Origin of the sequence: Methylomonas rosea (assembly GCF_024505055.1) — a bacterium.
GTDB classification, from domain to species: domain Bacteria; phylum Pseudomonadota; class Gammaproteobacteria; order Methylococcales; family Methylomonadaceae; genus Methylomonas; species Methylomonas rosea.
Map to the genome: position 1 here is coordinate 13,599 of NZ_JANIBL010000051.1, position 24,170 is coordinate 37,768.

Sequence of the window (24,170 nt, forward strand, 5' to 3'; positions counted from 1 at the left end):
CCGGCCGGGTTGGCTCCAAAACCTGGTTGTCAGGGCGCCAGTAGCACTCCGGCGTGCCATTCGATATTCCCAGGTGTGATCGATGCGCTGACAATGTTGCCGTCCATGCCGACGCCATAGGCGGTTTGGCCCTTTGCAGCCGCCAGTTCGACAAAGGCGCAAGCCTGGGCATCGCCGCCGCTGCCGGTCGAGCGTTCCTCGTAGCTGCACACCGACACTGCGCCGCCGAGTGTGCCTAAAGCTTGGACGGCCGCGGCTATCGGCCCGTTACCCACGCCGGTTAAGGTACGCGGTTCGCCGTCCCACTCGATTTGCAGTCGTATGCCTTGGTCTTGCGCATGCTCGTACAATTGATGGCCGAGATAAGCCATAGGCTTAGCCACATCGAGATACGTCTGTGCGAATAATCGCCATAACTGTTCCGCGCCGATTTCGCCTCCGTGGCGGTCGGTATGCAGTTGGACGACTTGCGAAAACTCGATTTGCAAACGGCGCGGCAGTACCACACCATAATGACTTTCCAGTAAGTGGGCGATGCCGCCCTTGCCCGACTGGCTGTTGATGCGGATCACCGCGTCGTATCCGCGCCCGACATCGGCCGGATCGAACGGCAGATAGGGCACATTCCAGACGCTATCAGGCTGCCGTGCGGCAAAGCCTTTCTTGATGGCGTCTTGGTGCGATCCGGAAAACGCGGTGAACACCAACTCGCCGGCATAGGGTTGGCGCGGCGGCACGCTCAGGCCGGTGCAAGCCTCGAAATCGCGCACTACGGCATTGATGTAGGAAAAATCCAAGCCCGGAGCGATGCCTTGGGTATAAAGATTCAACGCCAGGGTCACTAAATCCACGTTACTGGTACGTTCGCCGTTGCCGAACAAGCAACCCTCGACGCGCTCGGCGCCGGCCATCAACGCCAGTTCGGCGGCGGCTACCGCCGTGCCGCGGTCGTTGTGCGGATGTACACTGAGAATGACGCTGTCGCGGCGGGCGATATGGCGATGCATCCATTCGATCTGGTCGGCGTAGACGTTCGGCGTCGCCGTTTCCACCGACGACGGCAAATTCAAGATGATCTTATTATCCGGCGTCGCTCCCCAGGCGGCGCTGACCGCATCGCACACCTCCACGGCAAAATCCGGCTCGGTGGCGGTGAAGGTTTCCAGGCTGTATTGCAAGCGCCATTGGGTTTGCGGCTGGTCGGCGGTCAATTGTTTGACCAGCCGCACCGCATCGACGGCCATCGCCAATACCCCGGCACGGCTCATGCCCAACACCAGTTCGCGAAACGGTTGGGAGGTCGCGTTGACGATATGGACGATGGCCGAACGTGCGCCGTGCAAGGCTTCTACAGTGCGTCGCAACAGCGGTTCGCGGGCGTGGCTGAGCACTTCGATGGTAACGTCGTCGGGTATCAACGCCTCGTCTATCAAGCGGCGCACGAAATCGAATTCGGTTTGCGAGGCCGACGGAAACGCTACTTCGATTTCCTTGAAACCGATGGCGCATAAGGTGCGGAACAGGCGCAATTTGCGTTCGGCGTTCATCGGTTCGAACAAAGCCTGGTTGCCGTCGCGCAAATCGGTGCTCATCCAGATCGGCGCTTGGCTAATCGTGCGGTTGGGCCATTGGCGGTCGGCAAGTTTCACCGGTGGGAATGGACGGTATTTGCGGGAAGGGTCGGTCAACATGGCTCGGTGCTCTCGGTAAATGGGGTGTCGATAAGATAAGCCAAACCGTCCGCTAGGCGATTGCGTTTATGCCATTTAAAATGCCAAACCTTGATAGAATATTGCCAATATTTATATAAATACGCTGGTAAGTTGTTTTGCTATGACAATAGAGGATATTTTATGGAACTGGATCGATACGACATTCAAATCTTGAACATCCTGCAAGCCGACGGCCGCATCAGCAATCAGGAACTGGCCGACCGTATCGGTTTGTCGCCGTCGCCTTGCCTGCGGCGGGTGCGAGCGTTGGAGGAGGGCGGCCTGATCGTCGGCTACCGGGCGCTGCTGGATGCCAAAGCCTTGGGTCTGACGCTGATGGCCTTGATCCACATTTCGATGGACCAACACACGCCGGAACGTTTCAGCACCTTCGAAGCGGCGATTGCCGGCATTCCGGAAGTCATGGAATGCCTGTTGATCACCGGCCAGACCGCCGATTATCAGCTCAAAGTTATGGTCAAGGACTTGGACGCCTATCAGGAATTGCTGTTGAAACGCATCACCGGCATTGCGGGTGTCAGCGGGGTGCATACCAGCTTCGTATTGCGGCGGGTGGTGGATAAGACCGCGTTTCCGGTCGGGGTAGGGGCATGATCGTTCCGAACTCATTACTAGCAGAGTCAGCCTTCGTGTAGACCTAGGGCCGCACTGTTAAAACGTTTGACTACAATTGGCTCGCCTAATACCATCCAGCTACCAAAAACAGCGCTGGTAAAAACCTCAAGGCCCCATCCACAGGGGCTTGAAATCTTGCCGGCCAACAACTCGATGATTACCCCCTTCAAGGATCAGATGAAAACCTATTTGACATATTTAAGCGCGATATTGCTTTTGCTAAGCGGTTGCGCGGGTTCGCCGCCGCTAAAGCCGGATACTGTACAACACGGCGATTATAGTTATCTCAAGGCTCATCTGACCTGGCTGATCGAACAGGAAATGTCCGAACAGGACGTGGAAGGCTTGAGCATCGCAGTGGTGGATGATCAGCAGATCGTCTGGTCGCAAGGTTTCGGCTATGCCGATCAAGTCAGGCAGATTGCCGCGACACCGGAAACGGTTTATCGAACCGGCTCCATCTCCAAGCTTTTCACCGATACGCTGGTCATGCAACTGGCTGAGCAAGGCAAGCTGGATATTGATCGGCCTTTGCAAACCTATCTGCCAAATTTTGCGATCAAAAGCCGCTTTCCGGATGCCGGGCCGATTACACCGCGCAATATCATGACGCATCATTCCGGCTTGCCGGGCGATAGGGGCAATGGCATGTGGACTAAGAATCCAGCGCCGTTCAGTCAACTGGTCTACCCCCTGAAAGACGAATACGTCGCCTATCCGCCCAATCGCATCTGGGCCTATTCGAATCTGGGCATTACCTTATTAGGGACGATGCTGGAACGGCTTACCGGCCAGGATTTCAGCAGTTATGCCGACCGGCAGCTGTTAAAACCGCTCGGTATGACGAATGCGGCATTTTCGCTCGGCATCGAGGGAAAACTGGCTTCGAAAGCCTATAAGAATGATCAGGAAAAGACGGAAGTGGCACTGCGCGATATGCCGGCCGGGGGCTTGAACGCGAATGTCTTGGATTTGAGCCGTTTTATCGCTATGGTCTTGGCGGACGGAAAAGCCAATGGCCGGCCCATATTGGAGCCGGAAACCCTGCATGAAATGCTACGCCAGCAAAACCAGGACGTGGCGCTGGATGTAGGCACCAAAACCGGTTTGGGTTGGTTCTTGACCAGCAAGCCCGGTATCGGCGAAGTGGCCGCACACGGCGGCGCCACACTTTTTCACCGTAGCCTGCTGACGGTGGCGCCGGAACACAAGCTGGGCGTGGTCGTGCTGGCTAACTCCCCGCCCACCGGCAACTTGATCGACAAAGTCACCGATAAGGCGCTAAAACTGGCGATTGCGATAAAAACCGGCCAGCCGCTGTCGGACGATGCCGAAACACCTGAAATGGAAACCCGCGGCTTAACCCCGCAACAACAGCAACTGGCAGCCGGGCAATATGCAACCGCGCTGGGCTACATTAAATTAACCGCGGATGGCGATACCCTAGCCACCGAACTGAACGGCAGCAGCCTGGATTTGGTCGGCAGGGGCGACGGCCAATTTGGTATTCGCTACAAGTTTCTGGGTTTGATTCCGCTACAACCTGAGCAACTGGCCGAAGTCGGCGTATCGGTGCGCCATGTCGACGGCCATGATCTGGCGCTGGCCAATTGGCATGGGCAAACCTTCGTGTTGGGCGAGAAAATCCAACCTGTAGCGATTCCTGACTCCATGCGCAGTCGTCTGGGCGAATACGAGATTGTGAATCTTGCCGAAGGCGAGGCGATGGTTCCTGAAAACTGCGCGCTACGCGAGCGGGACGGTTTTTTGATGCTGGAGTATTCCATTCCCACATTCGACATGAATAATCTGACTTTTCCCATTGCACCGGTATCGGAAAATGCAGCCGTCATTCTTGGACTGGGACGAGGCATGCAGGAAACCGTGCGTCTGGAGACCATCGATGGCCAAGATTTTGTGGCCTATTCCGGGTATTTATTGCGGAAGAAATGAGCAAAACCTTTAGGTCTCCCAAGCATTTGGCATTCTTCAACACTTTCACTCGCTTGAACGTTTTATCAATGCCTAAGCTTTGCCATTTCCGGCGGCCGCCAGTCAAAATGGAATTTATGAGTGTTGCCAATCTTGCAACCATCGATCAAGAGGTCTTCCGTTGAGCGAGTTTATAGCCTATCTGCCGGAAGTGTTCGAACTGTTCGGCGCCATTCAGATCCGCAAGATGTTCGGCGGCTATGGTGTCTACCACGATGGCTTGATGTTTGCCCTGGTGGCCGACGAGACCCTTTATCTCAAGGCGGATGCTGAAAATGCCAAGTTTTTCGAGGAACAGGGGCTTGCGCCATTCGCCTATCAGCGGGAAGGCAAGATGGCGAAAATGTCGTATTACCAAGCACCGGCCGAGTTTATGGAAGACCGCGAGCAGGCTTCTGTATGGGCGCGGCGCTCATACGATGCCGCGCGGCGGGCCCAACGTAAAAAACGCAAAAGCAAAACGGACACAGCAGTGATACGTCATTTAGACTGATTCAGAACACCTAATATCGAATAATGTTGAAACCCTCTTCCTGCTGAGGGGCTACGAAGTAACTCGTGATTAGGTCAAATTCGGTATCAGCCACTACAAAAGCGTGAGCGCCAGACGCGTTTCTCGCACGTAAACGTGTCAAGCATTTGTCGTCCGATACATCAAGAAAATGCAACACATGCTTTGATTCGGCTCTGTCGATAAGAGACCTCATCCATTTTCGGTTTGCGACGGTGTTGGCTGGAAAATCTAATACCACGGACACACCTATACGAAGTAAATCGGTCACGTGTGGCCCGATCGCGCCACGTAAATTCGAAGCACACCGAACATAGTCCGTCACAGTCTTGATGTCGTCTGGATAAAGATGTGCAAGCCAAGTGTCCTCGCTGAGGATCACCGTGTCCGGAGTCTTGGCCAGTTCCTTTGCTAATGTCGATTTGCCAGAGGCAATTTTTCCGCAGAGCAAATGCAGTGTCGGCAGTAATTTTGACATTTTACATGGCTCCCAGTAAGTCAGTGCCATACGAATTATCAATAACACAAAGCCACTTGCCGGCAGGGTCCTCCCGGAATACATAGGTGGCGCGTCGTGAGATGCAACTCGTCACACCGGTGTTATCGGTCGTTTCCAGAACGGTTTCCATAATCACTAGAGCCGTATTCCCGCCCTGAATGACATGCATTGCGCCTTGTTTGACCACAAGGCTATGATTGAAATATTCGGCAATTGCGAGGAACGCCTTATGGATTTGTTCCTTGCCTGTTGCAATCAAGCCTGGCTTGATGACAAGCGTTGCATCGTCTGCGTAGAAAGCCATCAATGAATCGAAGTCCTCTTCAGTGATTGCTTTGTCAGCAGCTTCGATCATTTGTTTGAGCGGATGGTATGCCATATCGATCTCCTTGGTAGGGTAAGTTCCCAAGAGACAGGCAATAAAAAACCCGCCTCAGGGCGGGTTGCAGTAGAAAGTAAACGTGCTAACCCACCATTGGGGAAATGGTGGTAATAATAGCCAGCAGGGTTGGGAACACGTTAATCATGATGGGATGTTAACAGAGGTCATATTGCCGATCAAAGGATAAACTAGCAGTGCTCGATTTTTTAGAAATACAACACCGGCTTCCTAAAGCTGCCGATCAATAAAATCCGCGCGAGTAGATTCGCCGCGGCGAATCCCGCCATTTGTATGCCAGCTTGGTTCGGCTGTTGATAGCGGCGTTTCAATTCCTCGCCAAATGTGCCATCCACGCCGCCCGCGCTATCAGCACGATAGCACCGAGAAAACTGATCGTGGTCAACGAAAAGCTCAGTGCTGCCTGTAGCGGGAAATGCGGTTCGACAGGGATTGTTGCAGCTGCCTTGGGAGTCAGGCCTCTTAGCAAAAACGCCAGCGGATTGAAAAATGCGCCAAAGCAACAGGCCGCGATCAACCAATACGGAGGATCGATGGCATATTGGCGGAAGCCCAGGAAAAAGATCAACAGAAACTGCGCCATCATCAGATAATCGACATGGGCGCGGATGACGTCGTCGCGTTCCACCAATTGGCCGGCCAACGCACCGTCCGGGAAAAACAGGGTGACGCCCAGCACCCAGGCGATGGCCAATGCTGTAAGCAGACATAGTCCGCCAAAGCTTAGCAAAATCAGATTGGCGATGGAGACAGGGTTTTGTGCGGTCATGGTTTTCCTCGTCGAATTGTTAAGGGATAAGGGCAGGCGGAGCGAAGATTGTTTGGGCTACCGGCTTTGGATTAGACTTCGCCTAAATTTTGTGGCTGGCAGCGACCAGGAGTGTAAACAATGAAGGAAACACCGCGCTTGTACAAACGTGCTGCACTCGGCGATAACCCGTTCGACGCACTATGGGATATTCGCGACGGCCGTACGTATTTCACCGGTCCTTTGTATTACAACGCCAGCCACCAGCACGGCGCGCCGGTATTTCTGGCTAGCCTCTACGGCAAGTTTCGCTTGCGTCTCCACGGCGGCGATTGGCTGTGGTGCCGCACTGCCGTTATTCCGGCCGGAGTGTTGCATGAACTGGATGTCGGCGGCGAGCCGATTACCGTACTGTATATCGAGCCTACCGTCGCCGGCGCCGATGCATTCAAGCCGCTGATCAACAATAGCCGGGCGCTCGACGGCGCCTTGGTCGGCAACGGCGGCGAAATTCGTTTAATGCGCGACTTGTACGAAGACCGCTACAAGCCGGACTGGACGACGGAACCGCTGCTGGATTTATTAGGATACGCCAAGCGGCGCGCCCACTCCGCCGTCATCGATCCGCGCCTGACGCGTGTCGTTGATTATTTATCCGAACACGCCGACGACCTGACACCGGTGGTGACCTGGGCCATGCAAGTCGGTTTGTCGCCGTCGCGTTTTCAGCACTTGTTTACTGAACAAATCGGCGTGCCGTTCCGACGTTATCGCGCCTGGAACCGGATGCGGCAGGCGATTCGTAAAATAATACGCGGCCAAAACTTTACCACGGCGGCACACGCCTCCGGCTTTACCGACTCCGCGCATTTCAGCCACGAATTCCGCAAAACCTTCGGCGCGCCGGCTACGATAGGCCTGCACCGATTGGCGAGGTTGCAGCTTTAAGTCTTGCAAAGCCTGTTGCGGCAAAGAGAAGTAGCACATAAGCAGAAACTCGTATTGCGTAAAGGGACGCGGGAACGTTCGAAATGCATGGCGGCTTACAAACCTTCGTTCCGGTTAGCAAGTCAATCCGTCAATGGCAATTTAACTTGACGCTCAGACCTGTTTTTCATTAAATGGCCGCGCTTGTGCTCAGGGCGGGGCGGAATTCCCCACCGGCGGTATCTCGGGTTTGACTCGGGGAGCCCGCGAGCGCCGCAATCTCTGTTGTTGAGAATGAGGGTCAGCAGATCTGGTGAGACGCCAGAGCCGACGGTCATAGTCCGGATGAAAGAGAACAGCGCCAAGTATTCCGCACGTTTTATCGTGCCTGGAAGGCTTGTTTCTGCTCGTAAATAGTATCTTTCAGCCCTGATTCTGGTACTTCCATAACTTATTAGGAGTTTTACCATGAATCAGACTTTATTGCCCCCTTCGGCGATGCGAACGAACGCGTGGAATGCGCGTTAGCCGCTTTGCGCCAAGGGCAGGGGGTGTTAGTCACCGATGACGAGGCGCGCGAGAACGAGGGCGACCTCATATTTGCCGCCGAAACCCTCAGTGTGCCGCAAATGGCCATGCTGATCCGACATTGCAGCGGCATCGTTTGCCTTTGCTTGCCGGAAGAAAAAACCCAATCTTTAGGTTTACCGATGATGGCGGAGCACAATTCCAGCCGCTACAGTACGGCTTTTACAGTCTCAATCGAAGCGGCACACGGTGTCACCACTGGGGTCTCAGCGGCCGACCGGGTACGGACTGTGCACGCGGCGATTGCGGCCGATGCCAAAGCGGAGGATTTACGCCGGCCCGGCCATGTATTTCCGTTAAAGGCCCGTCCGGGCGGCGTATTGGAGCGTGCTGGTCACACCGAAGTGACGGTGGATTTAATGCGGTTGGCTGGGCTTAAGCCTTACGGTGTGTTGTGCGAACTGACCAACCCCGACGGCTCGATGGCGCGCCTGGCGGAAATCGTCGAATTTGGCCGTTGCCATCATATGCCGGTATTGACCGTCGCTGATGTGATTGCCTACCGTTTGACACGCGAATCGCCGGCGTTATCTTTGGTATCGGAACGTTTGACAGCTATCGCTTGACACTATTCAGCAACTCTAGCCGTCGCGCTGGGGTTGCTGTTTTTAATCGGATAGTCGTGGTTATCTAATTTAACCGCAAGAATCTGAGATTTGAGTATCCAAATTAAGCGTCTATTGTTTGCCGATTTGATCTGGTGAACGCGCGACGTCATTGCGGCCTTACGCGTGGTTTCGCTGAAAAGTGCGGTGGTCCGCAATCCATTTTGTAGCAAAGCTTCGATAACTTTTAAACAATTTTCCACCTATTAGGATGTCACTTGGCGCTAACCTTAATCATCGGCAACAAAAATTATTCGCCCTGGCCCTTACGTCCTTGGCTGGCAGAGGCGCAAGTAGAAACTGAAATTAGTCAGGCGTTCGAAGAATGAATGCGAAGATTTGGGCGGCGTTGTTGGCCGTTTATCTGGTGTGGGGATCGACTTATTTGATGATCCGTTTTGTGGTCGAGACGCTGCCGCCATTTTTCTCGGCCGGATTGCGTTTTGTGGTGTCCGGCGTCATTTTGCTGGCTTGGCGGCGTCTGGCCGGTGATGCCGCACCAACCTTGCGGCAGTGGCGTTCAGCCGCCATTGTCGGCACTTTGTTATTGCTCGGTGGCAACGGTTTGGTCTGTTGGGCCGAACAAACCGTCCCGTCCGGCGTCGCCGCGCTGATCATCGGTGCCGTGCCTATGTTTCTGGTAATTGCCGACGCACTCAGACCTAACGGCGTCAGACCGGCGCTACGCGTATTGATCGGCTTGGTCATCGGTTTTATCGGAATTTACCTGCTGGTCGGTCCGTCGGTGTTTTCGGACGGTATGCCCTTAAACATGTCCGGTGTGGCGGCGCTATTGCTCGCCAGTTTGCTTTGGGCCGTTGGTTCTATCTATAGCAAGACCGCGGATTTGCCGAAGACGGCGCTTATGACAACCGGCGCGGAAATGCTGGCCGGGGGATTTGCGTTGTTGGTTGTCAGCGTCCTCAGCGAAAAATGGAGTGTCTTCAGCCTTGCCCAGGCATCGGCCGACTCATGGCTGGCCTTGGTGTATCTGATCGTGTTTGGCTCGATGATCGGTTTCGCATCTTATGCTTGGTTGCTGCAGAATGCGCCGATTTCGCTGGTTGCGACCTATGCCTATGTTAATCCGCTGGTGGCGGTGTTTTTAGGTAACTGGTTCGCGCAAGAACCGCTGACGCCGCGCATCCTGAGTGCGTCGGCGATTATCATCGGCTCGATCATCTTTATGAACAGCGCGCACGGTTCGCGGGTCAAGCCGGCAGCGGCGCGAGGCGTGAGCAAATAATGCACCTCGACACAAGTGAACCCACTTGAGTCTCGGCGCTGAATGCAAAAGACGAATTAACAAGCTGTTCCGGCTGTTGCCGGTCTTGTTGATGACTGGTATCTGCGATCAGTCCAAAATTTCCGAGCGATGGGCGTTGTAAAAATGCCCTACAAAATTTTGATCTGGCAAAAGGAGTAGAAAGCCACATCCAAATTTTCGTTTTTGTTGCAAACACGATCAGGTTTGCCGGACCCGTGCCGCTTCCTGCAAATCTGCTATTAGCTGCTGCGGCTCTTCTTGATAGCGGCGCATGAGTTCGGGTGGTGCTGCCGTATGTTTGTCGTAAATCACGCTCCAGCGGCTAATTTCGAGTAGCACAGGGACCAGATCAAGTGCTTTGTCCGTTAGTTCATAAAACACTTGGCGTTTGTCTTCGGGCTTATGTTTGCGGATAACGAGTCCGTCCGCTTCCATTTTCTTCAATCGCGAAGCCAGAATGTTAGTTGCGATGCCTTCTTTCGACGTCATCAGCTCTCGGTAGTGCCGTTTGCCACTTAGCATCAGATCGCGGAGTACGATCAGCGTCCATCGGTCTCCGAACACTTCAAGGGCATAATCGATTGGGCATCTATTTTTGGGCTTCGATTCGGGCATCTGGTTTATTTACTTGCATTTTGCAATTGAAATGGGATAATTGGTTGCATATTGCAAGTATATCAACCGGGGCTTATTCCGCAAACCACGTTCATAAGGAAATCGTATATGTCGCCAATGAATTCTACTGCCACCAATATCTCGTTGCTGCGGATTTACACAGCTCCTTGCATCATTGTCGGCTCGGTCGTAGCTTGGTTATTCTGGCTATTAGTCGGTGAACATCACTCTGTGCGACCGGAGTTGCTTGTTTCTCCCATGGCTGCGCTCTTTACGCTGACGGCTTTGGTATGGCTGATTATGGTCGTCGCACGCAATGTTGCCGTTATTCGAGGACATGCATCGATCGGGTATTTCGCGGATTACAAGTCGGATATCCCGGCTGATGATCGATTAGAACGTCCGGCTCGAACTTTCAATAATCTGATGCAGGTACCACCGCTTTTTTATGTGATTTGTCTATTGATGTTGGTAGTGAAAGAAGCTGACAACGTTCAAATCGCCCTTGCCTGGGCTTTTGTTGTACTCAGGTATGCCCATGCATTTATTTATATGGCTTTAAACTGGGTGCCGTATCGCTTCGCGACTTGGGCGTCAAGTTGCATCATTCTAGGTACTCTTTGGTTTCGCTTTGTGACGGTGGTTGGAATTGGCTAAGCGTGTATGGAATTCGGGCGGATTGATGACCGTTAGAAATTAATCCAGTGCTCCTGTATTGCTTGCGAAAATCAGTGTCATTTTCCAGCTGGACCGCGCCGTCTATTAGATCAGGGGTTCCCGATCGCTGAAAGACGCTTTACAGATCCGAAGTTCGTTTCCGCAATGATCACAAGGATTCGGTAATCAGATTCAACAGCGTGGTTTTTATAAAAAACCGAGCATCGCCGCTTTGACGGCTGCCGAGGTTTTGTTGGCTGCATTTAATTTCGTTGCGGCATTGCTGATATGAAAATTGACGGTACGCTCGGTGATTTTCATGATGCTGGCGATTTCGCCGGAAGTCTTGCCATCGGCGGTCCAGCGTAATACCGCAATCTCGCGGTTCGATAATTTCGTATCCGCTTCCGGCAATAATTTGGGTAACAATCTGCGCGACAAGGCAATATGCGCATTTTGGGCCAACCACGCCATTTTGAAAGCCTTGGCCGCAAGCTCTGTTTCGCTAAGTGTCTCATCGGAGCGCGCTAAAGTGAGCATGCCGGTTGCGCCGGGGGAATCCCGCATGGATTGCGCCCAACCATAACGTAACCCGAACGAACGCGCTTCCTCCCAAAAGTCCGCAGTTGAGGCGAACAAACCGTCCGTCCACAGGATAGGCAAGGACGAGCGTAGGGCATGTTTAACGGTAGGATCGATCGCACAATAGTTTCTTGTCTGATATTGCGCTTGCCAAGCCGTAGGATAATTACTCTTTTTCACGATCTTCGGATTGCTCAGCGGTAGCGCCAACCTAAGTCCGTAGGTGCAGTAATCAAAACCCAATTCCGCTCCCATTGAAACAATAGTTTGAAAAATCTGATGTTCGCTATCGCAAGTCTGCAGTGCTTGAAGTTGAGTTTCTTGCCAGGCTTTCATCGATTTACTGTCGTTAAAACTGTTCGAAAGGGTGAATGCGCCGAAACACAATGTGCGGAATAGATTTCGGCAATGCAAAATGACGATACGAGCTGTCAATATTAACAGTTGTTAGGCGATTGCAAATAGCGTTTAATCCAACAAAGTTGGTTTATGCCGACAGCCAGCCCTTTGATTTTTAAACCGTAACCATGACTTTCGATATTTTCATTGCCGATACCGATGCCGACATTCAAGCCTGTTTCCCGGTGTTCAGCGAGTTGCGTCCGCATCTCAAGCAGGAGCAGTTTCTGCCCCAGGTTCGCCGCCAGCAAGTTCAGTCCTACCAAATTCTGGCTGTTAGACAACAAGGCGCCATTAAAAGCGTGGCGGGTTTCCGTTTCGCCGAGTTTTTGGCCTGGGGCAAGATACTGTATGTCGACGATTTGGTCACGTTAAGCGGCGAGACTTCGCAAGGTTTTGCCGGTGCCTTGCTCGATTGGCTGATTGCGCATGCGCAAGTGCACGGTTGCCGTGGCGTACTCTGGATTCCGGTTATCCGCGCCATCATGCGCATCGATTGTATCTTAACAAGGGTTTTCAATTGAGCAGTCACCACTTTTCCCTGACATTCAACCCGTAGCGTTGCAATGAAAATACTGGCTTTATCCGGCAGCTTGCGGGCAGCGTCCATCAATTCCGCCGTGCTGCGGGTCGTAAGAGAATTAGCGCCGGCCTCGATCGAAGTCCGTCTGTTTACCACGCTTGGCGATTTGCCCTTATACAATCCGGATTTGGAAAGCGCGCCTCCGCCCGTCGCACAGCTATTACGCGACGAAGTCGCCTCGGCGGATGCCTTGCTGATCGCCAGCCCGGAATATGCACACGGCGTTACCGGTACCATTAAAAATGCATTGGATTGGCTGGTAGCATTCGAGGGTTTTGTGAATAAACCGGTGGCGGTATTGAACGCCACGCCTCGCGCCCATCACGCCGATGCCGCACTCCGGGAAACCTTGATCACCATGTCGGCCAAGCTTATCGAAGCGGCATCCATCGCCTTACCTTTGCCAAGCGCTAATATCAGCGAAGCAGAACTGCTGGCTGCGCCGGAATTGGTTTCATTGCTGGGCGGTGTGTTGACACAAATCGAATGTGCGGTGAATCAATCGCCGGCGATGAAACCATACCTCGACAGCAGCCTTTATATAGATACTCAACACCCGGCGATTGTCGCGCAAGCCGCAAAGTTAGCTGTCGGTTGCGCCGATGAGGAAGAAATTGCCAAACGCTGTTTCGAATTCGTCCGCGACGAAATCAAGCATAGTTGGGATTACCGGATGAACCCAGTCACTTGCACAGCTTCCGAGGTGTTAATCCACGGCACCGGCTACTGTTACGCCAAAAGCCATTTGCTGGCGGCGCTATTGCGCGCCAACGGCATTCCGGCCGGGCTGTGTTACCAGCGGTTGACGATAGACGGCGACCAGCCTCCTCATTGCCTGCACGGTTTGAATGCGGTTTACCTGCAACAATACGGCTGGTACCGCATCGATGCACGCGGCAATAAGCCCGGGGTGAATGCGGACTTTTGCCCGCCGCTGGAAAGATTGGCGTTTCCGATTACGAATCCTTTAGAGCAAGATTTACCCGGCATCCGGGCGGAACCCTTGCCGGCTGTTATCAGAGCCTTAACCGAGAACCAAACCGTCGAGCAGGTTTATCAGAACTTGCCGGACATTGCCGTTAGCGATCAATGACCGTACACTGATGAACTTGCCGCTGATTATCCGTGCCGCCGAGGCTAGCGATGCAGAACGCATCAGCCAACTGATTGGCAGCGTTGCTAATTGTTGTACGATTTTCCCAACTGGCGACGGTGCCGAGTTATTTTTTTCAAGCATTTCCGCTCAAGCTATTGGCAGTTATATCACCCACAATAATTTCCTTTATCTATTGGGTTTATATGGCGACACTCTGGCCGGCGTCGTTGCCGTCCGCGACGCGAGGCATGTTTTTCATCTGTTTGTAGCGCCTGCGTTCCAATACCAAGGTATTGGCACTGCATTGGTGTTGCGAGCTATCGAATTATCGCTGGCCGCTAGCCCGTCGGAAACCTTCACAGTCAATTCCTCGCTGCCCGCCGTGCCGTTTTATGAGCGGCTAGGTTTTCAGCCGCAAGGGCCTGGCATCGAAGCAAATGGCGTGGCGTTTGTACCGATGCAATTGGCGACTGCAGACCTAGACCATGCTCTACAGCAACCGTGGCTATGAACTGGTATTTCCCCAAACATGTGTTAGACATGCGAAGTACACCACTATCATGCAAACTGTCGGCACCTAAAAACGATATTCGTCCTTTGTTGAGAAATAATGATTGAAAACATATTTAAGCTGTCAGAGAGCATTCGCTACGTCGCTATCTATCGGGATGGTCAGCTAGAGTCGAAAGCAAAATCGAATATGTTGGACGCCAGCAGTTCGGAGAGCGATAGATATGAAGAGCTGTTGGTCAATCCAACTTTGCTTAAATTGGCCTCGCAACGAGGCAACATCGACTGCGGCGGTTTGGAATACCTGCTTGTGCGCTATGGAAACTTTTTCCAGTTTGTATGCCCTATCAGCTCAGGTCATCTATCGGTGTGCATAGAACCAGATGCGGATCCCATTGAAATAGGTACGAAAATCAAGTTACTGGTACACAGCGACTCATGACATGCTGAATTTTGAGGCCAAAACCTGTTTTTGTACGCAGCCGCTTTATCTAGCATTGTACTTTAACAGCGCTTGCCAACATTGGCAGCCCACTTAATTTGAACATCGATCGGAGAGAATCAACCATAGACGTCTCGCAATTACCCTTCAATCGGCTTATCGGACTTGAGCTCGCCAATCCGGATAGCGGCTTTTTAGTTTGCTTGCCCGATAAACTGCAATACACCAATCATCTTGGCACCGTCCATGGCAGTGCTTTATTGGCAGTGGCCGAGGCGGGTTCCGGTACATTCCTTTCGCAACACTTTGCTAACGAAACCGGAGTGGTTCCGGTCGTGAGAAAGCTCGAAGCCAAGTTTCGTAAACCAGCGTCTGGTCAGGTATCCGCCCGATGCGAAGTAGCCTCTGACGAACTTGTCCGCTGGTCGACCGAGTTCGCGTCTCGCGGGCGGGTATCGGCGCCTATTCCGGTAGAGGTTGTCGATGGAGCCGGCGTTGTAGTCCTATCGGCAGTAGTCGAGTGGTTTATTGTCCGCGATACCCCCAATTTACCTTAGGCCATTATGCAAACAATCGACCGTTCATCCGCCGAACACTACCATTGGGGCGATGCCTGCGACGGTTGGCATCTCGTAAAACGAGCCGACATGTCGGTTATCTCCGAACGCGTGCCGCCGGGCGCATGCGAAGTACGTCACTATCATGAAAGCGCTCGCCAGTTTTTCTACATTTTGCGAGGGGATGCCATCATGGAAATTAACGGCAAACGCATCCAGCTAACCGAAGGGCAAGGCATTGAGGTGGCTCCCGGTACGCCACACCAATTCAGGAATGAATCGAGTGCTGACGTCCAGTTTCTGGTGATCTCCCATCCAGCCACACTGAGTGATCGCGTAGAGGTTTAACATGACGCTCAAATATAACGCCAGCGCCTTAGTTCCAGGTTATATTGCAAGTTAAATGATGGAAATTACATTAATCAGGCACGGTAAACCGACGTTCGAATTAAAAGGTAAAGCCAAAGCGCGGGACGTTGGCGAGATTATCAGCCGTTATGATTTATCCGGTATAGAAGACGAACCGCCGGAAAACGCAAAGCAGCTTGCATCGGCATGCCATGTTGCCGTTTGTAGTGATTTTATCCGTTCTTTGGAATCGGCCAAGGCACTGGGATTTGGCGATATTTTGCTGAGCGATCCCATGTTTCGGGAAATTGCTATTCCTCATTTCAAAAAGGGTTCGTTGACGATGTCGGTTGGTGCCTGGGGTGTGCTACTGCGATGTCTGTCTGCCGTTGGTTTCTCGCGAAACGGTGAGTCGTTGTTAATGGCAAAAAAGAGGGCGCAAGTTGCGGCGTCGACATTAATAGACGTGGCGCATGAGCATAAAAATGTCTTGCTGGTGGGTCATGGTTTCGTTAATTACTTCATAGCCCAGGAGTTGTTAGCCAGAAACTGGGTTGGTCCCTCAAAGCCGGGCGGCCGCTATTGGGAATATGGGGTATATCACTATCGTGCAACATGACATTCAAAGGGACAACGCCTCACTTTTATGCAGAATCCAAAAAACATGCTTGCATCCATTACCGGCAACACCAAAATACTCGGCGTAATAGCCGACCCCGTCAGCCAGGCTAGAACGCCGGTCATGGCAAACACATTACTGGATGAACGGGGACTCTTGGGGGCCTTTGCAATGCTTCCCATGCAAGTCTCGGCCGAAGGCTTTCCCGCATTTATTGCGGGCCTGCGCGCTATGAAAAACTTCGGGGGCGCAGTCGTCTCCATGCCTCATAAAATCGTTGCCGCCAGTTTAATCGATGAACTTACCCCAGAGGCACGCCTGGTCGGCGCCGTGAATGTGGTTCGCCGAAACCGAGACGGCCGCCTCATCGGCACCATGCTGGACGGCGAGGGTTTTATTGCCGGACTAGCCGGCGCCGGATACAGTGTGAAAGGTGCAAGCGTCCTTCTTGTTGGGGCCGGAGGTGCGGCATCGGCTATTGCTTTTGCCCTTGCAAAGCACGGCTGCGCTACGCTCTGCATACAGAATCGAACACCGCAAAGAGCCAGCGCTCTGGTGGAGCGAGTCACTGATGTTTATCCTCAAGTTGAGGTCACAACAGCAATCCATGCAACATCGCACTACGACATCGCTATTAACGGTACTTCTCTCGGCATGAAGCCAAGTGATGAGCTACCGATCGCCAAGGGATTGATACGGCATTGCGGCTTGGTAGCCGAATGCGTAATCGCACCGGAAATGACGCCGCTACTCCAGGAAGCGTCCGATCAGGGGAAGGTCGTCCACACCGGCGTTCCCATGTTGGCCGCACAAATGAATTTTATGTTGGCATTTATGGGCGCCGAATGAGAGGCAAAATGCCAAGAGCGCTTGTCGATACAGAGCAACTCCTAAACTGCAGTTGCAGTGATAGCCGGATAATAAGCGAGCTGCGCGCCGGAAATTACAAGTTTCGCACCATACCCTGTCAATACTGACAGTTGTTGCAAGACATCAATCCGGGTTGTAATTAACCCAAAACAATCAGTTTCTATGCAGGAATTGCTGGAGTCAAAATGCTAGGTGAAACAACGGGGGCCGTTCGTGTTTTATTGCGGCTGGAGGGATTTTGCATGCTGGTTGCCGCCTGTGTCGCCTACTCAAAATTCGATCTGGACTGGAGCACGTTCGCAATCTACTTCCTGGTCCCCGATATTTCTTTGCTCGGTTACCTCGCCGGCACCAAAGTTGGCGCCATTAGCTATAATACTGCGCACTCATATCTTGGAGCCATTGCCAGTCTGGTGATCGGTTTTACGGTTTCGGCCCCGGCACTTCTATGTGCCGGTTTAATCTGGTGTGCCCACATTGGCTTTGATCGGGCGCTGGGTTATGGACTCAAGTACTCTGAGGGATTTGGCTTTACCCATCTTGGCCGCATCGGTCGATTTGTTGCCAAACATTCAGAAGCGCAATAACCGGGTTAGAAACCCGAAACATTTAGGGAACATTGGATGGCTTTTACACTGGACAAGGTCGTACCTTGGGGACGTTCATACACCGAATATGTCGACATGTTTGGTCTGACCGAGGCCGATCTTGGCAGACATATTCTGGGCTGTGGTGACGGGCCTGCAGGGTTTAACGCTGAACTGACCAAACGCGGCGGTGTAGTGGTTTCTGTTGATCCTGTCTATATCTTTGATGTCGAGCAGATTAAAAGCCGTATAGCGGAGACCTATGAAACTGTCATGGCTCAGATGCGTAACAATCAAAACGACTACATCTGGAAAGTCATTCCATCGATAGAGGCGCTCGGAGAAATCCGCATGTCGGCTATGACTTCTTTCCTCGCTGATTTCGAATCGGGCAAGCAAGAAGGCCGATACATAGCCGGAGAGTTACCAGCACTGCCTTTTGCAAACGGACAATTCGATATTGCCTTGTCGTCGCATTTTCTGTTTTTGTATAGCACACACTTGTCGGCAGAGTTTCATCTTCAGGCACTACAGGAAATGTTGCGCGTAGCTCGGGAGGTGCGGATATTTCCGCTGCTTGCGCTTGATGGATCAATTTCGCCTTATCTTTCCCTCGTTAACGAAGAATTTGCCAGCCGAGGATTTGACGTACAAATCGTTAGGGTTGATTATGAATTTCAACGCGGCGGTAATCGAATGCTGGTCATCAAACCTAAATAACGAACTCGAATTAAAGCAACTATCGCACGTGAGTACGCGAATGAAATTGGAGTTTATACAAGCCACGCCAGACCACGGAGAAATTATAGGCTCGCTAGTCGTGCAACTGACGCAGGAAATCTGCGAGCGCACTCACGCCCAGCATTTTGATATCGATTTGGAAGGTACGGTCCAGCGCTGTGAAGAATTGTTATCCGCAGGCCACTACGCCGCCATCATTGGCCGGTCGGATAAACGCCCAGTGGCTGTTGCGACCATCGCCGAAACCTATGCGTTATATGCCGGCGGTAAAATAGGCGTCATTCAAGAGTTTTACGTGATTCCTGAGTTTCGCTGTTCGGGTGTCGGCGCTCTGTTGATTGAGCAGGTTAGACATTATGGGCAACAGCGCGGTTGGTCGTGCATGGAGTTATGCACGCCGCCGCTGCCGGAATTCGAGCGGACATTAAGTTTTTATCAGCAGAATGGTCTTATTCCGGTTGGTGGTCGGAAGATGAGACAAAATTTAACGACAAATAGCTAAGCAATCGTGTATTTTTCGTTAGATTTCATGGAGGAAGATTGATGAAATACAGTGGATGGTTTGTCGTGATTTCCCTGCTGCTGCCGATTTCGGCGTTTGTATTTTTCAAACCGGTTCGGGTGTTGATTCCTGAAGCATTCGGAGTCAATTGCAACGAGCAAAACCTATGCATGGACGATTTTTCTCAGCTTGCGGCGGCGGAATCGCTACTCTATGACTCGAAAAGTTATCTTGAAACCCAATGGGGCTTGGCTATCGGCGAGACTAAGATCATCTTCTGTAGCACGGAGCAATGCCGGTCCGCTTTCGGCCTATCGAACAAGGCTGGATTCAACTTGGGCAGTTTTTCGCTATCGCCATCGCGCCGCGCGGTTGGCAGCAATACTACGTGGCGCATGAGCTCATTCATCATTGGCAGGCCAACAGTTTCGGCAGTCTTGTGCTGCTAACCGGTGAGCAGTGGCTGATCGAAGGCATGGCCTATGCCCTGAGTAACGATCCGCGTATAGCACTGCATCAGCCGTTTGAATCCTATCGCCAGCGGTTCAATGATTGGTACAGACTCAATGCCAATATCCCGCTCAAGGAATCGTTGGGTGGGGTACTTTAAAATGGCGTCGAGGCTTATGACATCCTCGGTTTCAATCCGCCCAAGCCCGCCAACATCGGTCGTATCGTCGGTCTTGGTCCGCTTGAGACGCGTAACCCGCTTCTCACTATGAACACGATTTGTGTCATCTTCGACTTGGACGGCACGCTGGTTGACAGCGAGGGATTGTGCAATCAAGCCTTTCTCGATCTGCTTCCGCAATTGCACGATTCACTGCAGACCTTGACCGAGCGCTATCGCGGCCAAAAACTAAGCTCGATTCTGATTGACCTTGAAAACCGTCTTGGCCTGAATCTGCCTAATTCGTTTGAACAGCGCTATCGCCAGCGTGTTGCGGAACTCTTCGCGCGTGATTTGAAGCCCATGCCAGGCGTTTTGGAAATGCTCGAATCCATAAATTCTCCGAAATGTATTGCCTCCAGCGGACCGCTTCCGAAAATCCGTCAGGCTTTGGAAGTCAGCGGCCTTGCTGCTTATTTTGGCGACAATTTATTCAGTTCGTATGAGATCGGTTCATGGAAACCCGAGCCGGGTTTATTCCACTATGCAGCACATGCGATGGGCTTTGTGCCTAGTCGGTGCGCGGTGATTGAAGATAGTGAAGTGGGAATTGAGGCTGCCATAGCAGCAGGCATGACGCCGCTTTACTATGTACAAACCGGCGTGACCACTTCGTATCAGACTGCCGGCCATGTTGTATTCGATGATATGTCGCAGCTGCCGCAACTGCTTGAGCAATTTGCTAATATGACCCAATCCAACCGTTAGCCATTCAAACCACCGAGACAGACATGGGCAAGCGCTTCAACGAACTATCCGCCAAACATATCCAATTTATCAGCGAGCAGAAACTGTTTTTCGTCGGGACGGCTACCACCGACAGTCGCGTGAATATTTCACCAAAAGGCATGGACTCCTTCAGGGTTATCGACCCAAAACGGGTCGTTTGGCTAAACGTAACGGGTAGCGGTAACGAAACCTCTGCGCACGTACAGCAAGCCCCGCGAATAACCATCCTATTTTGCGCCTTTGACGGTACTCCGTTAATTCTACGACTTTACGGTACAGCGAAGGTTGTTCATCAGTACGACCCGGAATGGGATAATCTTTTTGCCAGGTTTAATCCACTACCCGGTGCCCGGCAGATCTTCGACGTCAATGTCGATTTGGTGCAAACCTCTTGCGGTATGGCTGTTCCGTACTTTTCATATGCCGGTGAGCGGGAATTACTCTCGGACTGGGCTGAAAAACAAGGCGAACAGGGGTTACGGGACTATTGGACGAAAAATAATCAGACCAGTATCGATGGCATAGCCACCCATATCCTAGAAAAAGGCGGCTGACGCAATGTTTGGCGACACAATTATTTGCCGTGAAATCATCAAAGCCGATTTGCCAGCAGTACTCCGCTTGTACGGGCAACCCGAGTTTGACGATGGTGATGTGCTTACTTTGAACGTGGCCGAGCAAATCTATGCGCGCATGATTAGTTACCCCGATTACAAAATATACGTCGCCACCCATGCCGATAGCATTGTCGGTACCTTCGCATTGCTAATTATGGATAACCTGGGTCATATGGGTACACCGTCAGCGATTCTTGAGGATGTTGCTGTCGACCCCGCATGGCAGAACCTGGGGATCGGTAAATTAATGATGAAATATGCCCTTGAGCTGTGCGCCGAGAAAGGTTGCTACAAAGCTGTACTTTCCTCGAATTTCAAACGTGATCGAGCCCATGCTTTTTACGAGTCTCTGGGCTTTGAACGTCATGGCTACAGTTATCGCATAGGGATTTCAGAAGTTACTCGGCTTACTGATTCCGCTACGGTTCGCCCAATTGAGCCCAAGTAGCAACCAAAGCACTCCATCCCAAACAACCCAGTGTTTTCTGTAAGGTTTTTATTGAATGAACGGTAAGATTAAATCCATCGCTTTGCTCGGCGAATTCACGCCCAGTTTTCCGCCTCATCTGGCGACCAACGCCGCCATCGAACATGCCAAGGCAGCTGTCGGGTTGGATATTAACGCCGACTGGGTTTCAACGGCTGACATCGACCAAACGCTGTTCGAACGCTACGCCGGACTCTGGGTGGCCCCCGGCAGTCCGTACAAGAATCTGGACAACACGCTGGCGGCGATTCGCTATGCTCGTGAAAACGGCATCCCGTGTTTCGGTACCTGCGGCGGTTTTCAACACATGATTTTGGAATACGCCCGCAATGTACTGGGGTTTAAAGACGCACAGCATGCCGAGTACGATCCTTATGCGTCGAATTTATTTATCTCGCAGTTGACTTGTTCGCTGGCCGGGCGGGCGCTGCCGCTGACATTTGAACCCGGTTCGCGTGCCGCCGAAATCTACGGTGCCTTAAGTGCCACCGAACAGTATTACTGTAATTTCGGTATCAACCCCGAGTTTATCGAAATTTTGAAACAAGGCCCGTTGCGAATCAGCGGTGCCGATGTCGAAGGCGAGATTCGGGTGATCGAATGGCCGGGTCATCCATTTTTCATCGGTACGCTGTTCGTGCCGCAAGCCCGCTCCACGCCGGAACAGCCGCATCCTTTAGTTTCGGCGTTTTTAAACGCGGTGGCAAACCTATGAATGCCTATCTCATTTTGGACCTAACGATCCATGATTTTGATCGATTCCGAGAATACATCTCGAAAATACCGGCATTCATAGAAAAACATTCTGGAAGGTACGTAGTCCGGGGCGAACAGCCTACCGTTATAGAGGGTGATTGGAGGCCTGAAAGGGTCGTTGTCATCGAGTTTCCATCAAGAGAACAAGCTAACGGCTTTCTTCAAGACCCCGAAGCGCAACCGCTTTTTTCATTACGCCATCAAACGACTACCAGCAAACTCGTTTTAGTGGATGGATGTTTGTAACGCAATCGTAAAGTCCAACATATCAATGGTTAGATCATCAAAATGGCACAAATCAAAATATACGGCATCAAAGACCATCTCAACCCCATCAAACGGCCATTGTCCGATGTGATTCATGAGTGTGTGGTGGAAGCGCTGCAGTTTCCGCAAGATAAGAGAGCGCATCGATTCTTTCCTATGGAAAAAGACGACCTGTTCGCGCCATGCGGCAGGACCGACGCCTACACGATTATCGAAATCAGCATGATCACCGGCCGGGATACCGCCACCAAGAAAAAACTCATCCGTTTGCTGTTCGACCGCATTCACGAACAGATCGGCATTGCCCACCAGGACATCGAAATTTGCATATATGAAAGTCCTGCCTGCAATTGGGGATTCCGCGGCATGCACGGCGACGAAGTGACCGTGAATTACCAAATCAATGTCTAGTGCCAGCAACACTTAAGCGGCCAGTATCCAGCAAGAACACATGTATATACCTAAGCATTTCGAAGAACCCAGCATCGATGTCATGCAGACATTGATACGCGATTATCCGTTAGCGACATTGGTCGCCTCATCCGCCAGTGGTTTGAACGCAAACCACATTCCGTTGCATTGGGTAGAGGAGGGCGGTTCACCTTACGGCAGCTTGCGAGGTCATATCGCCCGCTCGAATCCGCTGTGGACGGACTTCGACCCGCAAACCGAAGTATTGGCGGTGTTTCAGGCAGAAAACGCCTACATCTCGCCGTCCTGGTATGCGACCAAACCCCAAACCGGCAAGGTGGTGCCCACATGGAATTACGTCGCCGTGCATGCTTACGGCACGTTACGAGTAATAGACGATCCGATTTGGATTCGCCGGCAATTGGAGGCTATGACGCAGGCATTCGAAGCTGGTTTCCCCGAGCCCTGGTCTGTATCGGACGCCCCGGCTGATTTTACCGAACGCTTGATCACACAGATTATTGGTATCGAAATCAGCGTGTCACACGGCTGCAAGGCAAGTGGAAAGTAAGCCAAAACCAGCCGCCGGAAAATCAAAATAGCGTGATCAAAGCTTTGCGAGAATTCGGCCAGCCGGCCATGGCGAATTTAGTCGCCGATGCAGCCAAGCCTTGAGTCCGACCATTGAGAGAAGTCGTCATGAAGCCATTTGCAGTTCGCCAAGCTACGCTGTCCGACCTGGAAGCACTCATTCCGTTATTCGACAGTTACCGCCGGTTTTACGGTAAACCCAGCGATCCGAATGCGGCGAAATCGTTTTTGCGGGATCGATTCGAACACGGCGAATCGTTACTGTTCCTGGCCGAGCAGGACAATAGAACCACCGGCTTTGTCCAGCTATACCCCAGCTTTTCGTCCGTCTCGCTGGCTCGAACCTTCATTCTCAACGATCTATTCGTCGATGCCGGATTTCGTAGGCAAGGCATTGCCGGTCTGCTCATAGCTGCGGCAGTCGAATATGCGGCCAGCTTGGGCGCTGTTCGCCTGACCTTGTCAACGGCAGTAATCAACACCGAGGCGCAGGGGCTTTATCGAACAACAGGCTGGACGCGCGACGAACAGTTTTATGTCTACCATTTGCCGATCCCGGCCATTGAACTTTTAAGCGAATAAATCATGAATGCTTTGTATGATTGGTTCGGTATGAACCAAGAAATTTTTTACGCCGTTAATGGCTGGT

At 52.2% G+C, this 24,170-nt stretch carries 33 protein-coding genes and 1 riboswitch; of the genes, 27 read left to right on the forward strand and 6 right to left on the reverse strand.

The annotated features are described in order from the left end of the window. Positions 1–29: 29 nt before the first annotated feature. A complete protein-coding gene (gene leuA / locus NP589_RS15500; protein ID WP_256607808.1) occupies positions 30–1,691 on the reverse strand; it encodes a 2-isopropylmalate synthase in 1,662 nt (553 codons plus the stop codon). A gap of 162 nt (positions 1,692–1,853) precedes the next feature. Here leuA and NP589_RS15505 point away from each other — a divergent pair, with 162 nt between their 5' ends. The 3 genes from NP589_RS15505 to NP589_RS15515 all read left to right on the forward strand — a co-directional run bounded on the left by NP589_RS15505 (position 1,854) and on the right by NP589_RS15515 (position 4,833). After that, complete coding sequence (locus NP589_RS15505) at positions 1,854–2,327, forward strand: Lrp/AsnC family transcriptional regulator (protein WP_256607809.1); 474 nt, start codon at positions 1,854–1,856, stop codon at positions 2,325–2,327. 174 nt (positions 2,328–2,501) lie between these two features. Next, complete coding sequence (locus NP589_RS15510; RefSeq protein WP_256607810.1) at positions 2,502–4,301, forward strand: serine hydrolase domain-containing protein; 1,800 nt, start codon at positions 2,502–2,504, stop codon at positions 4,299–4,301. A gap of 160 nt (positions 4,302–4,461) precedes the next feature. Further along, positions 4,462–4,833: a TfoX/Sxy family protein gene (locus tag NP589_RS15515; protein ID WP_256607811.1), complete on the forward strand. Its 372-nt coding sequence runs from the start codon at positions 4,462–4,464 to the stop codon at positions 4,831–4,833. 10 nt (positions 4,834–4,843) lie between these two features. Here the strand turns inward: NP589_RS15515 and NP589_RS15520 are convergent, their stop codons facing one another. The 3 genes from NP589_RS15520 to NP589_RS15530 all read right to left on the reverse strand — a co-directional run bounded on the left by NP589_RS15520 (position 4,844) and on the right by NP589_RS15530 (position 6,519). Continuing rightward, a complete protein-coding gene (locus tag NP589_RS15520; RefSeq protein WP_256607812.1) occupies positions 4,844–5,329 on the reverse strand; it encodes a P-loop nucleotide/nucleoside kinase family protein in 486 nt (161 codons plus the stop codon). A gap of 1 nt (position 5,330) precedes the next feature. Continuing rightward, complete coding sequence (locus NP589_RS15525; RefSeq protein WP_256607813.1) at positions 5,331–5,729, reverse strand: YybH family protein; 399 nt, start codon at positions 5,727–5,729, stop codon at positions 5,331–5,333. Between the two features lie 328 nt (positions 5,730–6,057). After that, positions 6,058–6,519, reverse strand: coding sequence for a hypothetical protein (locus NP589_RS15530; RefSeq protein WP_256607814.1), 462 nt, complete (start codon positions 6,517–6,519; stop codon positions 6,058–6,060). Positions 6,520–6,639: 120 nt separating this feature from the next. On the opposite strand from NP589_RS15530, the gene NP589_RS15535 reads away from it, so the two are divergent. From NP589_RS15535 to NP589_RS15545, 3 genes are all read left to right on the forward strand, one after another. Beyond that, positions 6,640–7,446 carry a helix-turn-helix domain-containing protein gene (locus NP589_RS15535; RefSeq protein ID WP_256607815.1) on the forward strand — a complete coding sequence of 269 codons (807 nt, stop codon included), beginning with the start codon at positions 6,640–6,642 and terminating at the stop codon, positions 7,444–7,446. 181 nt (positions 7,447–7,627) lie between these two features. Continuing rightward, a riboswitch (FMN riboswitch) is annotated at positions 7,628–7,786 on the forward strand. A gap of 151 nt (positions 7,787–7,937) precedes the next feature. Beyond that, on the forward strand, positions 7,938–8,579 hold the full coding sequence (gene ribB, locus NP589_RS15540) for a 3,4-dihydroxy-2-butanone-4-phosphate synthase (protein ID WP_371929678.1): 642 nt from the start codon (positions 7,938–7,940) through the stop codon (positions 8,577–8,579). 364 nt (positions 8,580–8,943) lie between these two features. Beyond that, positions 8,944–9,864, forward strand: coding sequence for an EamA family transporter (locus NP589_RS15545; protein WP_256607816.1), 921 nt, complete (start codon positions 8,944–8,946; stop codon positions 9,862–9,864). A 219-nt stretch (positions 9,865–10,083) separates the two neighbouring features. On the opposite strand, the gene NP589_RS15550 is transcribed toward NP589_RS15545, so the two are convergent. Beyond that, the gene (locus tag NP589_RS15550; RefSeq protein WP_256607817.1) at positions 10,084–10,500 is read right to left on the reverse strand and encodes a winged helix-turn-helix transcriptional regulator; all 417 of its coding nucleotides are present in this window, start codon (positions 10,498–10,500) and stop codon (positions 10,084–10,086) included. A 108-nt stretch (positions 10,501–10,608) separates the two neighbouring features. On the opposite strand from NP589_RS15550, the gene NP589_RS15555 reads away from it, so the two are divergent. Further along, the gene (locus tag NP589_RS15555; protein ID WP_256607818.1) at positions 10,609–11,157 is read left to right on the forward strand and encodes an MAPEG family protein; all 549 of its coding nucleotides are present in this window, start codon (positions 10,609–10,611) and stop codon (positions 11,155–11,157) included. A 207-nt stretch (positions 11,158–11,364) separates the two neighbouring features. On the opposite strand, the gene NP589_RS15560 is transcribed toward NP589_RS15555, so the two are convergent. Further along, on the reverse strand, positions 11,365–12,075 hold the full coding sequence (locus NP589_RS15560) for an autoinducer binding domain-containing protein (RefSeq protein ID WP_256607819.1): 711 nt from the start codon (positions 12,073–12,075) through the stop codon (positions 11,365–11,367). A 191-nt stretch (positions 12,076–12,266) separates the two neighbouring features. Here NP589_RS15560 and NP589_RS15565 point away from each other — a divergent pair, with 191 nt between their 5' ends. The 20 genes from NP589_RS15565 to NP589_RS15660 all read left to right on the forward strand — a co-directional run bounded on the left by NP589_RS15565 (position 12,267) and on the right by NP589_RS15660 (position 24,103). Then, complete coding sequence (locus NP589_RS15565; protein ID WP_256607820.1) at positions 12,267–12,662, forward strand: GNAT family N-acetyltransferase; 396 nt, start codon at positions 12,267–12,269, stop codon at positions 12,660–12,662. A 42-nt stretch (positions 12,663–12,704) separates the two neighbouring features. After that, entirely contained in the window at positions 12,705–13,814 is a 1,110-nt protein-coding gene (locus NP589_RS15570; RefSeq protein WP_256607821.1) for an NAD(P)H-dependent oxidoreductase, read from the forward strand. A 10-nt stretch (positions 13,815–13,824) separates the two neighbouring features. Further along, complete coding sequence (locus tag NP589_RS15575) at positions 13,825–14,328, forward strand: GNAT family N-acetyltransferase (protein WP_256607822.1); 504 nt, start codon at positions 13,825–13,827, stop codon at positions 14,326–14,328. 99 nt (positions 14,329–14,427) lie between these two features. Then, positions 14,428–14,769, forward strand: coding sequence for a hypothetical protein (locus NP589_RS15580; protein ID WP_256607823.1), 342 nt, complete (start codon positions 14,428–14,430; stop codon positions 14,767–14,769). 98 nt (positions 14,770–14,867) lie between these two features. Beyond that, positions 14,868–15,326 (forward strand): PaaI family thioesterase, encoded by a 459-nt coding sequence (locus NP589_RS15585; protein ID WP_256607824.1) that lies wholly within the window; start codon positions 14,868–14,870, stop codon positions 15,324–15,326. Positions 15,327–15,332: 6 nt separating this feature from the next. Further along, complete coding sequence (locus NP589_RS15590; RefSeq protein WP_256607825.1) at positions 15,333–15,674, forward strand: cupin domain-containing protein; 342 nt, start codon at positions 15,333–15,335, stop codon at positions 15,672–15,674. A 55-nt stretch (positions 15,675–15,729) separates the two neighbouring features. Then, entirely contained in the window at positions 15,730–16,293 is a 564-nt protein-coding gene (locus tag NP589_RS15595) for a histidine phosphatase family protein (protein WP_256607826.1), read from the forward strand. A 27-nt stretch (positions 16,294–16,320) separates the two neighbouring features. Further along, a complete protein-coding gene (locus NP589_RS15600; protein WP_256607827.1) occupies positions 16,321–17,142 on the forward strand; it encodes a shikimate dehydrogenase family protein in 822 nt (273 codons plus the stop codon). A 206-nt stretch (positions 17,143–17,348) separates the two neighbouring features. Further along, positions 17,349–17,750, forward strand: a complete 402-nt coding sequence (locus NP589_RS15605) for a DUF4260 domain-containing protein (RefSeq protein ID WP_256607828.1) — start codon at positions 17,349–17,351, stop codon at positions 17,748–17,750. A 36-nt stretch (positions 17,751–17,786) separates the two neighbouring features. After that, entirely contained in the window at positions 17,787–18,470 is a 684-nt protein-coding gene (locus NP589_RS15610; RefSeq protein WP_256607829.1) for an SAM-dependent methyltransferase, read from the forward strand. 40 nt (positions 18,471–18,510) lie between these two features. After that, on the forward strand, positions 18,511–18,993 hold the full coding sequence (locus tag NP589_RS15615; protein WP_256607830.1) for a GNAT family N-acetyltransferase: 483 nt from the start codon (positions 18,511–18,513) through the stop codon (positions 18,991–18,993). A 292-nt stretch (positions 18,994–19,285) separates the two neighbouring features. Beyond that, positions 19,286–19,603: a hypothetical protein gene (locus NP589_RS15620; protein WP_256607831.1), complete on the forward strand. Its 318-nt coding sequence runs from the start codon at positions 19,286–19,288 to the stop codon at positions 19,601–19,603. A gap of 108 nt (positions 19,604–19,711) precedes the next feature. Beyond that, a complete protein-coding gene (locus NP589_RS15625) occupies positions 19,712–20,371 on the forward strand; it encodes an HAD-IA family hydrolase (RefSeq protein WP_256607832.1) in 660 nt (219 codons plus the stop codon). Between the two features lie 23 nt (positions 20,372–20,394). Further along, entirely contained in the window at positions 20,395–20,946 is a 552-nt protein-coding gene (locus NP589_RS15630) for a pyridoxamine 5'-phosphate oxidase family protein (protein ID WP_256607833.1), read from the forward strand. 4 nt (positions 20,947–20,950) lie between these two features. Further along, positions 20,951–21,457, forward strand: a complete 507-nt coding sequence (locus tag NP589_RS15635) for a GNAT family N-acetyltransferase (protein WP_256607834.1) — start codon at positions 20,951–20,953, stop codon at positions 21,455–21,457. 55 nt (positions 21,458–21,512) lie between these two features. Next, entirely contained in the window at positions 21,513–22,211 is a 699-nt protein-coding gene (locus tag NP589_RS15640; RefSeq protein WP_256607835.1) for a CTP synthase C-terminal region-related (seleno)protein, read from the forward strand. Then, positions 22,208–22,498 (forward strand): DUF1330 domain-containing protein, encoded by a 291-nt coding sequence (locus NP589_RS15645; protein ID WP_256607836.1) that lies wholly within the window; start codon positions 22,208–22,210, stop codon positions 22,496–22,498. The genes NP589_RS15640 and NP589_RS15645 overlap by 4 nt, the downstream gene beginning before the upstream one ends. Before the next feature lie 42 nt (positions 22,499–22,540). Beyond that, complete coding sequence (locus tag NP589_RS15650) at positions 22,541–22,930, forward strand: tautomerase family protein (RefSeq protein ID WP_256607837.1); 390 nt, start codon at positions 22,541–22,543, stop codon at positions 22,928–22,930. A 40-nt stretch (positions 22,931–22,970) separates the two neighbouring features. After that, positions 22,971–23,501, forward strand: a complete 531-nt coding sequence (locus NP589_RS15655; protein WP_256607838.1) for an FMN-binding negative transcriptional regulator — start codon at positions 22,971–22,973, stop codon at positions 23,499–23,501. 128 nt (positions 23,502–23,629) lie between these two features. Further along, a complete protein-coding gene (locus NP589_RS15660; protein WP_256607839.1) occupies positions 23,630–24,103 on the forward strand; it encodes a GNAT family N-acetyltransferase in 474 nt (157 codons plus the stop codon). Positions 24,104–24,170: the final 67 nt, after the last annotated feature.